This window comes from Brevundimonas terrae (genome assembly GCF_011761985.1).
GTDB lineage: Bacteria > Pseudomonadota > Alphaproteobacteria > Caulobacterales > Caulobacteraceae > Brevundimonas > Brevundimonas terrae.
Genome location: NZ_JAASQT010000010.1, coordinates 1 through 12,895, shown reverse-complemented (window position 1 = coordinate 12,895; position 12,895 = coordinate 1). Strand labels below are relative to the sequence as shown.

The following is a 12,895-nucleotide window of genomic DNA, read 5'->3' as shown; positions in this document are numbered from 1 at the left end:
ATTAGCCCTCCACCACTTGGAGGCCCATGGCGCGAGCCGAGCCTTCGATGATCTTGGTCGCAGCGTCCAGATCGTTTGCGTTCAGATCTTTCATCTTGGCTTCTGCGATTTCGCGCAGTTGAGCCACAGTGATCTTGCCAGCCGACTCACGGCCGGTCTTGGCCGAACCCGACTTAATCTTGACGGCTTCCTTCAGGTACCAGGTCGCCGGCGGCGTCTTGGTGACGAAGGTGAACGACTTGTCTTGGTAGACGGTGATGATGGTCGGCAGCGGGGTGCCCTTGGCAACCTTCTCGGTGCGAGCGTTGAACTCCTTACAGAAGCCCATGATGTTCACACCGCGCTGACCGAGAGCCGGACCGATCGGCGGCGACGGGGTCGCCGATGCAGCCGGAACCTGCAGCTTGATGTAGCCGAGAATCTTCTTGGCCATTTGTCTCTCCTAACAATGAACCCGGCATTGCAGCCGGATCGGTGAGCCGTGGTCTGGCATGGCTGCCTCCCACGGGTTTAACGCATCGCGAGTCATACGACTGCAAAGCGAAGGCGGGCCTTTAACAGAGCCACCCCGCAAACGCAAATCGGACAACGCACAATGCGCCTACCGATATAAAACAAGGGCCGCTTCCGGTGTGGAAGCGGCCCCTGAATATTTTGGAAGTCCAGCGAAGCTTATCCGCCGACCTTCTCGACTTGCCTAGGGTTGGCGTTATTCGCCAACCTTTTCGACCTGATTGTATTCCAGATCGACCGGCGTCGCGCGACCGAAGATCGAAACGGTAACACGCAGGCGGGTGTTTTCCTCGTCCACGCTCTCGACCGTACCGTCGAAGCTGGCGAACGGACCGTCGGTGACCTTGATCTTTTCGCCGATGTCGAAATGGATCGTAGGCTTCGGACGCTCGACGCCCTCTTGCACGGCACCGATGATGTTCTGGACTTCACGTTCCGAAACCGGCAGCGGCTTGGTGCCACCAGCGGCACCGAGGAAGCCGGTGACCTTCGGGGTGTTCTTGACCAGGTGATAGGCTTGGTCGGTCATCTCCATCTTCACCAGCACATAGCCAGGGAAGAATTTGCGTTCCGAATTGACCTTACGACCACGGCGGATTTCCACCACGTCTTCGGTTGGAACGAGGATTTCCGAGAAATGTTCTTCCAGACCTTGTTGCTTGGCCTGGTCACGCAGGTACTCGGCGACCTTCTTTTCGAAGTTCGAGTAGGCGTGAACGATATACCACTTGTGGCGGGGATTGGCCGCTACGGGCGCTGCATCCGTCATCTGCGCGTCTCCTGTTATCGGCCGATACCGAGAATAAATTGTGAGCCTAGCGTCAGGCCTGCGTCAACGATCCAGAAGAATGCAGCCGCGATAGCCACCATGATGAACACCATAACCGAAGTGATCCAGGTTTCTTTGCGCGACGGCCAGACGATCTTGCGAGCCTCAGCGCGAACTTCGCTGATGAACTGCGGGATCGAGGTTTTCTTCTTGGGGGAAGGCGTGTCGACGGTGACAGTCGCAGCACCTTGTGCAGCGGCGGTCTGGGTTGCCGGTTTGCGGCGACCGCGTGGAGTCTTCGCCTTAGCCATTATGACGTCTCTTCAATCTCTGGTTCCTGCTGCATCAAATGGGAAGTCCCAAGCGATTACAACAGGGGGAATGGCAGGAGTGGAGGGATTCGAACCCCCGGCCCTCGGTTTTGGAGACCGATGCTCTACCAGCTGAGCTACACTCCTAGTGTCCCGGACAAAGATCTGTTCGCCGTCAAGTTTCCTTTAGCGGCGTGACCCTCGCCAGAGGGGGGCGTATGCCTGACCCCCATTTGTATTTCAAGGGGTATTGGCCACAAGTTGCGCTTAACCCCCGATTTTTTCAGAAAAGACGCGCTACAGCGCTGGGTTCATAGTCCACACCGGCCATTACAGCCTCGACATCGCCGATCTGATAGGACTGCGCGTGGCTGCGACCGTCGATAACGGCCACCGCTTTGATGGTCTCGGGAATCACTTTGACCACCACCGTCTTGCCCTCTCCGGGAGCCCAAGGCGTGTTTTCCGGCGCACGGTCCAGAATCATGGCCGTCACCTGCTCGATCTCGGTCGGGTCTGTCAGCACTCTGGCGTGGGCATCCATGGAAACGCCCACGGCCTCGCCCTCTTCGGCATGGCCCCGTATCGCCACACCGACACGCGGATCAGCCAGAATATTCGACAGTTTCTCGCTGTGCCTTGCCGTCATGAAATACAGGTTCAGGCCATCATTCATATAGCCCAGCGTCGCGGCATGTGGCCTGCCGTCCGGTCGATTGACCGCCAGCGTCATCAGGGTCTGGCTGCCGAGCAGCTTCAGAATCGCCAATACCGCGCGGCCATGAATGGGTTCTGTCGGCTTCGTGGTCATGGTCATGGCTCCGCTCGAGGTTTCTGCTTCAGCACCTTGCCATAACAGCCTTTTTTATAGCTTGATTCAAATCAAGGTCCGGTGTGCGCCATTGGCTCAAATGGTGGCATGCGAGATCTCCCCCCAGACATGAATGCCGCCCCCTGCCCCCGGCCGGGTCTTCTCGTATCGCCCCTGTGTTCGGATGACGAAACCGCAGCCTATGCGCTAGCCCGCTGGGCCAAGCCCGATCTTCCGCCAGAGCGCTGGGAAAACTTCCTGTGCGACTGGCGGGCCGATCCCGATGGTCGCGGTATATTGGTGGCGCGTAACCAGCGCGGCGGCATTCTGGGTTTTGTCTGCTGGTGGCGGCAACCCGATCTCGAACACGGTGAAACCCTTTGGGCCGGACCGTTCTTCGTGCGCGAAATGGGGGTGCGTCCGCTGGTACGCGACGCCCTCGATCAAGAGCTGCAACACCTGTCGCGTTCTATGGGGGCCGCACTCAGGATCACGCCCGACGCGACGGTTCTGGTACCACCCCATTCGACCTTGGTCTAAAAGCTTGTACACCGCGGTTCGTAAAGCGGGCAAAGCGCGACTATAGTACGCCCGCCCTAATACGCCCGTCCTGTCACGCGCTTGGAGATCAGGCATTGAGTACCCCCAGCCTTCTGACGGACCCGCAGAACATCGCGCTTGAGGATGTGCACCCTTGCGCAACCTGTGGAGCCCGCCCGCTGGGCGTTTGTGCCGATCTCAAAGGCCACGAACTGCACAGCATGGCCTGCAACAGCGACGCCATAAATATCGATGCCGGACAGGCCCTGTTTCACGAAGGCGACCCGAATCCCTATGTCTACAATGTCGTCGAAGGCGCGGTGAAACTGTACCGCCTGCTGCCCGATGGCCGTCGCCAGATCACAGGCTTTCTGTTTCAGGGCGATTTTCTGGGTCTGGGTGGACGCGGTGTGGCGAACTTTACCGCCGAGGCGCTCACCCCGCTTCAGACCTGCCGCTTCAAGCGCAATAATTTCGATCAGTTGCTGAACGCGCTACCTGCGCTCGAACACCGTCTGGTCGCGCTGGCCGGTGACGAGCTTATGGCGGCACAAGAGCAGATCGTGCTTCTGGGCCGCAAGACCGCCAAGGAGCGTCTGGCCAGCTTCCTCGTGCGCCTGTCAGAGCGACAGCGGCAACTGGGCGGGCCGGAGCATCAGGTTCACCTGCCAATGACCCGTCTGGATATTGCCGACTATCTGGGCCTGACCATCGAAACCGTCAGCCGTGTCATGACCCAGCTTAAAACGTCCGGCTTGATCCGCCTGTTACCCGGCAATGATATTGCCTTGGTCAATGCCGAAGCCCTCAAGGCACTGGGCAACGGCGAGGCTTGAACACCTCAATGATCAGGGCGCATTCTGGCTACAGGATGCGCCCTTTTCATATGCGCCTAGAACTTGCGCCCGACGCCCAGTGACACGACCCACGGGTCAAGGCTGACATTGGTTTTCAGCGTGCCGCCATTGATGCTGGCATCGGTATCGAACCAGACCTTTTTGGCATCCAAATTCAGCGTCCACGGACCCGACAGATTGATGTCGGCACCCGCTTGCAGGGCGACGCCAAAACCGTCGTCGATATCGACCGTGAAACCGTTCTTATCCTTGCCCTCGAAGAAGGCCATGTAGCTGACACCGGCCCCCACATAAGGGCTGATACGGTTGTTCGGCGTCGGTCGGTATTGGGCGGTCACGATAGGCGGCAACACCCATGTCTCGTGAACTGCCACATCGGTCCCTGCCCCCTTGGCCTTCACCTCGTGCTGGGTCGCCCCCAGAATCCCTTCGATGGCCCAGTGGTCCGAGACAAAATAGGTAAAGCCCAGCGTCGGCATCCAGTCATCGGACACATCCACATTCAGACCGCTGGCCGCACCGCTTGCATCGACAATGGCGTCATCTGCCGAGGTCAGAACGCCGGTCATGCGCGCGGTCACAATCAAGGTGCCCTTGCCGACCGGATCGGAAGGTTGAGCTTGCGCCGACGCAGCGCCCGCCATGCACAGAACCGACGCAGCGGCCAGCAGAGCAACGGAGGTTTTCATTTAAGTCTTCCTCGATACATGGCCCAAGAAAAGGATGGGCCTCAATGTCGGGATCGACTGTGCTCTTCTGGATTTATCATGGCTTTGATCTGCCTCAACTATTTGAAATACAATAAATAAAAAACCCTCTTCGGCTTTACCGAAGAGGGCTTCTTATTCAGGTCATGTCCGAAGGTCAGGGTTCGGAATGGCCCTCATCACCTTCGTCAAACAGACGGAACTCGTGCCACAGGCCGTTCAGAACGCCGAACGCGACGGCCAGACCGAGGCCCAAAATCCAGGCGAAATACCACATCAGAGTTTCTCCTTAAGCCTCAGTACAGGTCAGGGTTGGTTTTCAGTTCTGCCTCGGTCGAACGCCCCCACAGCACCTTGTAGACCCAGGCGGTGTAGAGAAGGACGAAGGGCAGGAAGACCACGACCACGATCAACATGATGAACAGGGTCAGGTGGCTGGACGATGCGTTCCAGACCGTCAGGCTGGACTGGGCATTGATCGAGCTGGGCAGGATGAACGGGAACATCGACAGACCGACGGTCGAGATAATCCCGACAGCCGAAGCCGAGGAGCCACCAAAGGCCAGTGCCGCCGACTTGCGCCACATTCCCAACAGGCCGATTGCCGCGCCTGCAAAACCGAGAACCGGCGCGATGATCATCCACGGATAGCGACCATAATTGTCCATCCATGCACCCGGTGCAGCTTCGACAGCGGTGCGCAGCGGGTTCGATGCGCCAGCCGTGTCCACAACGCCAGTGATACGGAAGCCCATATCGCCAAAGGCCACCATGGCCCCGCCAATCGCGAACAGAACGAGGCTGGCCACTGCGGCAACCGTACCGATCGCGCGGGCGCGTTTCAGCACCACACCTTCTTCGCCCTTGACCGACAGCCATGCCGCGCCATGCAGAACCAGCATGGACACCGACAACAGACCGCAGATCAGGGTGAACGGCGTGAACAGACCCAGCAGGCTGCCTTCATAGAAGCTGCGTAGGTCGCTGGTCAGGCGGAAAGGTGCGCCCATCAGGACGTTACCGACCGCAACCCCGAACACCAGTGCCGGAACGAAGCTGCCGACAAACAGGCCCCAGTCCCACATCGAGCGCCAGCGGGCCTCGGGGCGTTTGGAGCGATATTTGAACGATACCGGACGCAGGATCAGCGCGGACAGCACGAGGAACATCGCCAGATAGAAGCCCGAGAAGCTGACGGCATAGACCTGTGGCCATGCGGCAAAGATCGCCGCGCCGCCGACAATGAACCAGACCTGATTGCCTTCCCATGTCGCGCCGATGGTGTTGATGACCATGCGGCGCTCTTCGTCCGTCTTGGCGACGAAGGGCAACAAGGCCCCGACGCCCATATCGAACCCGTCGGTCAGGGCAAAGCCGATCAACAGCACGCCCAGCAATCCCCACCAGATCAGGCGGAGGGTGGTGTAGTCGAGAAGAAGTTCCATCTCTCTTTTCCTTCAACGACCGGAGGTCAGACGACCGCCGGTTCGCCTTCCGTGCTGGCTTCGGCTTCGCGGGCTTCCTGTTCGGCGAACGGACCCTTCTTGATCGTGCGCAGGATCAGACCGACCTCGACCACGGCAAGCACGCCATACAGCAGGGTGAAGCAGACAATCGTGGTCCATAGTTGCGCAACCGTCAGGCTGGATGCGCCCAGGAAGGTCGGCAGAACGCCTTCAACGGCCCAGGGCTGACGTCCGACCTCGGCCAGAATCCAGCCGGCCTCGATGGCAATCCACGGCAGAGGAATGGCCGCAACCGCCAGCATCAGGAACCATTTGGTATCGTGCTTGCGCAGGGTGCACAGCACAAAGGCGGTTCCGAACAGACCGATCATCAGAACCCCGATACCCGCCATGAAGCGGAAGGCCCAGAACATCACCGGCACGTTCGGTACGGTGAACCATGCCGCTTCCTTGATCTGCTCTGGCGTAGCCAGACGCGGATCCTCGACATAGCGTTTCAGCAGCAGGCCATAGCCCAGATCATTGCGCACGGTTTCAAACTGGCCACGCGCTTCCATGTCCTGGGGATTGGCCTTGATACGTTCCAGCGCATCATAGGCCACCACACCGCGTTCAATGCGGTCTTCGGCCACGGCAACCAGAGACAGGATACCTTCCACCGGACGGTCCACGCTACGCGTTGCGATCAGGCCCAGAACATAAGGGATTTTGATTTCTGCGTGGGTCTTGCGGTCTTCAAGGCTGGGGAAACCGATCAAGGTCAGTCCCGCCGGAGCCTCTTCGGTGTGCCACATGGCCTCCAGAGCGGCCAGTTTCATCTTCTGGTTATCGGTCAGGGCATAGCCCGACTCATCGCCCAGAACGACAACCGACAGCGACGACAACAGACCAAATGCAGCAGCCACAGTCATCGAGCGTTTGGCAAAGCCCCTGTGTTTGCCTTTCAGCAGGTAGAAGGCCGAAATACCCAGCACGACAACCGCAGCACAGACATAGCCCGCCGACACGGTGTGAACGAACTTGGCTTGGGCCACAGGGTTGAAGATCACCGCCATAAAGTCGGTGACTTCCATACGCATGGTGTCAGGATTGAACGCCGCGCCCACAGGGTTTTGCATCCAGCCGTTGGCCACCAGAATCCACAGGGCCGACAGGTTGGTGCCCAGTGCCACTAGGAAGGTAACAAACAGGTGGGCATGCGGTTTCAGCTTGTCCCAGCCAAAGAACATCAGGCCGACAAAGGTCGCTTCCATGAAGAAGGCCATCAGGCCCTCAATGGCCAGCGGAGCCCCGAAGATGTCCCCGACATAGTGGGAATAGTAGGACCAGTTCATCCCGAACTGGAATTCCATCGTCAGGCCGGTAGCGACACCCAGCACGAAGTTGATGCCGAAGATTGTGCCCCAGAAACGGGTGATCGTCCGCCAGATCGGCCGACGGGTCATCACATAGATCGACTCCATGATGACCAGCATGAAGGACAGCCCCAATGTGAGGGGCACGAATAGAAAGTGGTACAGCGCCGTCAGTGCAAACTGAAGGCGCGATAGGTCCACGACCGCTAGGTCGACCATGACAAAAGGCTCCTGACCGCCAGTGTAAAAACCGGCATTGTGTGTCGCTTAATCTCACAACAAACAGATGGCCTTGATCCTGATCAAAGCCTACGCACTGATCCGTCACTAAGTCGTCTTTGGCCCATTGGACTTTTGGTCCTTGGACATAACGCCTACCAAATCTGTCGTTTGCTTCTTTGGCAAGTCCTTCAGACGCATTTAGAACAGACATCATGACGGCCACCGACATTCAATCACCCGACCCCGCCTCCAAAGAAGCCAGCCGCGCGGCAGCAAACTGGCTGTCGGCCGCGACCGCGCCATGGAAGAAACGCGCGACACTGTCCGCCGCTCTGGTGATTGCCGATGTGGTGCCCGCCATCGGTTTTGCCGCCGGTCTGGGTCTGGCATTGGGGGCCATTGTGCCCGCTCTGGCCGATCCCGGCGCAGCATCGGTTCTGAAGGCCGTCACTCCGGGGGCGGCATTGGCCGTCGGCAGCCTGTTATTGCGCGGTGTGCTGGGACAGGCCGCAACCCTCAGCGCCTCGCATCTGAGTCAGTCGATCAAATCCGCTCTGCGTGGCCGCCTGATGTCGGGTGTCTTCAGCGGCAAGCTGTCTGATTCCGAGGCCATGGCCGCCGCCGTCGAAGGCGTGGATGCTCTGGACGGTTTCATCACCCGCTTTCGCCCGATTAAGACAGCCGCCGTTGTCTCGCCGCTGGTTCTGATCGCCGCCGCCGCTGTCGTCAGTCCGTTCACGGCAGGGATACTGGTTTTCACCCTCTTGCCCTTCGTCATCGGCATGGCCCTGACAGGTATGGCTGCCGCTGCCGAAAGCCGTCGCCAGTTTGTCGCCATGGAGCGCCTGTCGGGCCTGTTTCTGGACCGTATCCGCGCCCTGCCCGCCATCCTCGCCTTCCAGTCCGAAACCCAGCAAAGCCGCCAGATCGCCCGCGCCTCCGACGAACTGGCGCGCCGGACCTCCAAGGTTTTGAAGGTCGCCTTCCTGTCCTCGGCCATTCTTGAATTCTTCTCGGCACTGGCAGTGGCACTGGTGGCCGTCTATTGCGGCTTTAACCTGCTGCGTCTTTTGCCGTTTCCGGCCCCCGATGTCCTGACACTGGGGCAGGCCTTCTTCCTGCTGGCCCTCGCCCCCGAGGTCTATCAGCCGATGCGCCGTCTGGCCGCCGCCTATCACGACCGTCAGGCCGCTGATTCTGCCGTGCCGCACCTGCAAGCACTGGAACAGGCCGCGCCTGCCGCTGTGACCCGCAGCATCAACCTGCATCACGCCCCCGCCCTGACCTTTGACAAGGTCACGATTACCTATGGCGATGCCGCGCCGGTCATCAGCGATTTCAGCCTGACCGTACCCACCGGACGCACCATCGCCCTGATCGGCGCCAGCGGTACGGGCAAGTCCAGCCTGATCCATCTGCTGCTGGGCCTGTCGCCCCTGTCGGGCGGCCAAATCCTGATCGACGGCGAGCCGTTGGCGTCGGGCGAAGACCTGTCTGCATCCATCGCCTATGCGGGTCAGGCCCCCATGGTGATCCCCGGTACGCTGGAGGACAATATCCGCATCGCCCTGCCGCAAGCCTCGACCCGCCAGATCATGGAAGCCGCCGCCAAGGCCGGTCTTCGTGGCGATCTGGCCAGAAACATCGACGAGCGTGGTGGTGGCCTGTCGGGTGGAGAACGCCGCCGTCTCGGCCTCGCCCGCGCCTTCCTCAAGCCCGCCCCGATCCTGCTACTGGACGAACCCACGGCCCATCTGGATGCCGCATCCGAACAGGCTCTGCTGGCCATCATCAAACAGGCCAGCGAGGGCCGCACCACCCTGATCGCCACCCATTCCGACGCCGTGGCCGCGCTGGCCGATACCGTGGTGGAGCTGTCGTGAAGGCGCGCCTGATGAATCAACGCTCCGGCATTCGCCAGCTTGTTGCCGCACAGGAAAAGGCACAGGCGGGCCGTCTCGTCGCTGCCAGCATCTGCGCCATGATTGTCTCGGCTGCCGCGGTTGTGCTGCTGGGCATTTCGGCATGGTTCCTGACGTCATCGGCCATTGCGGGACTTGCCGGTTCGGTCGTGGCCATGACCTTCAACTACATGGTCCCCAGCGCCATGATCCGCATGTTGGCCATCCTGCGTACAGGTGGCCGCTATGGCGAGCGCGTCATCGGCCACGATGCCGCCCTGCATGCGCTGGCCAAGCTGCGCCCGCAACTGTTCGACAATATCACCCGCGCCGATCCGGCCATCAGCCTTGGCCTGTCGTCAGGCGAGACCTCGACCCGTCTGCTTCAGGATGTGGACGCCATCCAGGACCGCTTTGTGCGGCTGTCCGCGCCTTGGGGTGCCGGTGCCGCCCTGCTGGCGGGCATTATACTGTGTGCCTTTGCCAGCCCCGTCACGGCCCTGACTGTCGCGGCAATCGGCGGGGTCTATATTCTTGTCGCCATCACACTGGCCAAGTTCGCCACCGACAAACCAGGCCGCGACACCCGCATTGCGGCGGGCGCGTTCAAGCATGAACTGACCACCCTGATGGCCGCTGCCCCCGAGCTTCGCGCCTATGGCATGACCCAACAGGCCAGAGACCAGATCCTCGCCAGCGCAAACCTCTATGAAACTGCCCAGCGCCGCCTTTCGATCGGCAGCGGCTGGCAGAGCCTGTGCCAGACCCTCGCCATGGCCATCGCGGTTGTCGCCGTGTTTGTCACAGCCGCCAGCCAGCCCGCCGCCCTGATCGCACTGGCCCTGCTCGGCAGTATTGCCGTGCTGGACGCGGCAGGCACCCTGATCGGCACCCTGTCGCACAAGGGGTCTATTGATGCCGCCATGGAACGGCTGGAGCCGCTGGTTGCTGCCCCCAAAGACAACACCGACGCACCTGTCCAACCGCGCATAGACATCTATGGCCAATATGTTCTGGATACGCGTGGCCGTCTGGGCATCGGCGGTCCATCCGGTTCGGGCAAGACCACGCTGGTTGAACAGTTGATGTATCTTCGCCCTGTAGTGTCCGGCACCATCCGTCTCGACGGCCATGACCTTGGCGACGTCAGCCCGCAACAGGCACGTGCCCTGTTCTCCTACGCCCCGCAACAGGCCCAGTTCATCACGGGGACGGTGGCGCAAAACCTGCGTCTGGCCGCCCCCAAGTCCAGCGATGAAGAATTGTGGGCGGCACTTGAGGATGCCTGTCTTGCCCAACGCCTGCGCCTGTCCTCGCAAGGGCTGGACATGCCGCTGGGCGAGAATGCCCGCTATCTGTCGGGTGGCGAACGGCGCCGTCTGGGGCTGGCCCGTGCCTATCTGCGCAACGCGCCCTTCCTCGTTCTCGACGAACCGACCGAAGGTCTGGATGGCGCCACCGAGGCCCGCATTATCGAACGTCTGGACACCCGCCTCAAGCGGACCGGACAGGGCCTGATCCTGATCAGCCACCGCCCTGCGCCGCTTAAACTCTGCAACGAGATCGGCATTGTCAGCGGCCGTGATGCCTTGGGACGCGTCGAAATTCATGTGCCGGCCCAAGCTGAAAACCGCTCACAAACTCGCGTTGTTTGATCTATCGCAACGCTTGTAAGCGGCGGGTTTCATAGGGTGCGTCAAAAGGAGATTTCACATGTCCCTCGTCGCCACCCTGACCGTTTCCGCCATGGCCGGAGCCTTTATCATCTTCATGCTGGTACTGGGTTTCGTGTCCGTATGGAGCAATCTTCCGGCGCGCAAATAACCGGCCAAAAACGACTATAGAAAAAGGCCCGCCAGTGATTGGCGGGCCTTTCTTTATGCACAGTATCGGACGGTGCCGTCCTAGATGTGGCTATCGTCTGACGTCGGCTTTTTCACCAGCGTACGGAACAGCAACTTGTCGATACGGCGGTCATCCATATCGATGACCTCGACCTCGAAGCGGCCCAGTTGCAATATCTCGCCCTCGTCGGGCAGGCGCGACAGGTGGTGCAGGACCAGACCGGCAACCGTGTGGAAGCTGTCATGCTCACCGAACTCTTCACCCAGAGCCTCGGCCAGCTCTTCCAGATCGGTCTGGCCATCCACGGCCCAGCTACCGTCTTCGCGCAGACGAATACCGGTATCGACCTCGTCATGGCCTTCATTGAAGTCGCCAGCAATCATTTCCAGCAGATCGGTCGCGGTCACAACGCCATCGAAATTACCATACTCATCCACCACAAAAGCCATGTGGATGCGCGAAGTCTTGAGGATTTCCAGTGCCTTCAGAACCGATGTGGACTGCGGGATAAAGGCCGGTTCGTTAATCAAACCGGCGATCTCGATCGCCCCCTTGTCCAGCAGTGTATCCAGAACGTCCTTCTTGTGAACAACACCAAGCGGGCTGTCCATGTCGCTGTCGCGGGTCACAACCATGCGCGAATACGGACATTCACGAATGTCCTTGCGCAGCGTCTCCTCGTCATCGCCCAGCGAAATCCAGTAAACATCGTGGCGCGGCGTCATGGCCACGCGGATCGGACGGTCGCCCAGGGTCAGGATCTCTTCGATCATCTCCTGCTCTTCCGGCTCGATCAGGCCCGCCGAAGTACCTTCGGCAAGGATGTTTTCCACCTCTTCCTGAGTCACGTCAGAACCGTCGCGATCCTTGACCCCCATCAGTTTCAGGATGCCCGATGTCGACGCTGTCAGCAGCAGAACAAACGGCTTCATCACAATGGCCAGCGATGAAATCGGACCGGCCATTTTCGACGCGACCGCTTCGGGGAAGATCAGGGCAATACGTTTGGGAACCAGTTCACCCACGATCAACGAGATATAGGTGATGAACACAACCACCACAGCGGTGGCGATGACCTGCGAATAAGGGGCCAGTGCCGGAATACCGGCCTCGAGCATCTTGTCCAGCTCACCCGCAATGCTGGCCTGACCATAGGCACCGGCCAGAATACCGATCAGCGTGATGCCGACCTGAACAGCGGACAGAAACTGGGTGGGCTCCTCGGCCAGTTTAAGCGCTGTCCGCGCACCGCGATCCCCGCGCTCGGCGCGCGCCTGCAATTTGGATTTTCTGGACGAAACGACCGCAAGCTCGGTCATGGCGAAAATGCCGTTCAGAACCACAAGAAGCAGCACAACGACGATAGCGATGGTCAACATCGAAAGGGGTAGAGCCCAAAACGCGGCGCAACATTCGGCGTCCGCCCCGTTATCTTAAGGCCCAAATACGTCCAATACCAGTGCGCTGCTTGGCCCCAGCGGGGCATAAGTTGCGATTAAACAGCAAAACGGCCCCCCGGATTGCTCCGGGGGGCCGTCTTTTAGGCTTAACCCGTGTGGGTCAAATCAAAGCGTTGCTTAGGCAACGATCTTCGAAAC

Annotated in this window: 13 protein-coding genes and 1 tRNA gene; 4 read left to right on the top strand and 10 right to left on the bottom strand. The window is 60.0% G+C overall.

From position 1 onward, the window contains the following. Position 1: 1 nt before the first annotated feature. The 5 genes from rplK to FHS64_RS13935 form a co-directional block, all read right to left on the bottom strand. Positions 2-433, bottom strand: coding sequence for a 50S ribosomal protein L11 (rplK, locus tag FHS64_RS13955; RefSeq protein ID WP_167179383.1), 432 nt, complete (start codon positions 431-433; stop codon positions 2-4). 276 nt (positions 434-709) lie between these two features. After that, the gene (nusG, locus tag FHS64_RS13950; RefSeq protein WP_167179381.1) at positions 710-1,282 is read right to left on the bottom strand and encodes a transcription termination/antitermination protein NusG; all 573 of its coding nucleotides are present in this window, start codon (positions 1,280-1,282) and stop codon (positions 710-712) included. A gap of 14 nt (positions 1,283-1,296) precedes the next feature. After that, positions 1,297-1,593 (bottom strand): preprotein translocase subunit SecE, encoded by a 297-nt coding sequence (gene secE / locus FHS64_RS13945; protein ID WP_167179379.1) that lies wholly within the window; start codon positions 1,591-1,593, stop codon positions 1,297-1,299. A gap of 71 nt (positions 1,594-1,664) precedes the next feature. Continuing rightward, positions 1,665-1,740 (bottom strand) — tRNA-Trp (locus tag FHS64_RS13940). A gap of 136 nt (positions 1,741-1,876) precedes the next feature. Further along, entirely contained in the window at positions 1,877-2,410 is a 534-nt protein-coding gene (locus FHS64_RS13935; RefSeq protein WP_243863005.1) for a pyridoxamine 5'-phosphate oxidase family protein, read from the bottom strand. Positions 2,411-2,512: 102 nt separating this feature from the next. Between FHS64_RS13935 and FHS64_RS13930 the strand changes: the two genes are divergently transcribed. Together FHS64_RS13930 and FHS64_RS13925 are read left to right on the top strand one after the other, a co-directional pair. Next, entirely contained in the window at positions 2,513-2,944 is a 432-nt protein-coding gene (locus FHS64_RS13930) for a hypothetical protein (protein ID WP_243863004.1), read from the top strand. A gap of 95 nt (positions 2,945-3,039) precedes the next feature. Then, positions 3,040-3,780, top strand: coding sequence for a helix-turn-helix domain-containing protein (locus FHS64_RS13925; protein ID WP_167179377.1), 741 nt, complete (start codon positions 3,040-3,042; stop codon positions 3,778-3,780). A 56-nt stretch (positions 3,781-3,836) separates the two neighbouring features. On the opposite strand, the gene FHS64_RS13920 is transcribed toward FHS64_RS13925, so the two are convergent. The 4 genes from FHS64_RS13920 to FHS64_RS13905 form a co-directional block, all read right to left on the bottom strand. Beyond that, positions 3,837-4,490: an OmpW/AlkL family protein gene (locus tag FHS64_RS13920; RefSeq protein WP_167179375.1), complete on the bottom strand. Its 654-nt coding sequence runs from the start codon at positions 4,488-4,490 to the stop codon at positions 3,837-3,839. 175 nt (positions 4,491-4,665) lie between these two features. Then, entirely contained in the window at positions 4,666-4,785 is a 120-nt protein-coding gene (cydX, locus tag FHS64_RS13915; protein ID WP_024355286.1) for a cytochrome bd-I oxidase subunit CydX, read from the bottom strand. A 19-nt stretch (positions 4,786-4,804) separates the two neighbouring features. Beyond that, positions 4,805-5,953: a cytochrome d ubiquinol oxidase subunit II gene (gene cydB / locus FHS64_RS13910; protein ID WP_167179373.1), complete on the bottom strand. Its 1,149-nt coding sequence runs from the start codon at positions 5,951-5,953 to the stop codon at positions 4,805-4,807. A gap of 26 nt (positions 5,954-5,979) precedes the next feature. After that, on the bottom strand, positions 5,980-7,548 hold the full coding sequence (locus tag FHS64_RS13905) for a cytochrome ubiquinol oxidase subunit I (protein WP_167179371.1): 1,569 nt from the start codon (positions 7,546-7,548) through the stop codon (positions 5,980-5,982). 215 nt (positions 7,549-7,763) lie between these two features. On the opposite strand from FHS64_RS13905, the gene cydD reads away from it, so the two are divergent. Together cydD and FHS64_RS13895 are read left to right on the top strand one after the other, a co-directional pair. Continuing rightward, positions 7,764-9,434 carry a thiol reductant ABC exporter subunit CydD gene (gene cydD / locus FHS64_RS13900; RefSeq protein ID WP_167179369.1) on the top strand — a complete coding sequence of 557 codons (1,671 nt, stop codon included), beginning with the start codon at positions 7,764-7,766 and terminating at the stop codon, positions 9,432-9,434. An 11-nt stretch (positions 9,435-9,445) separates the two neighbouring features. Beyond that, complete coding sequence (locus FHS64_RS13895) at positions 9,446-11,107, top strand: amino acid ABC transporter ATP-binding/permease protein (protein ID WP_167179367.1); 1,662 nt, start codon at positions 9,446-9,448, stop codon at positions 11,105-11,107. A gap of 249 nt (positions 11,108-11,356) precedes the next feature. Here the strand turns inward: FHS64_RS13895 and FHS64_RS13890 are convergent, their stop codons facing one another. Continuing rightward, on the bottom strand, positions 11,357-12,676 hold the full coding sequence (locus FHS64_RS13890) for a hemolysin family protein (RefSeq protein WP_208381047.1): 1,320 nt from the start codon (positions 12,674-12,676) through the stop codon (positions 11,357-11,359). Positions 12,677-12,895 lie beyond the last annotated feature (219 nt).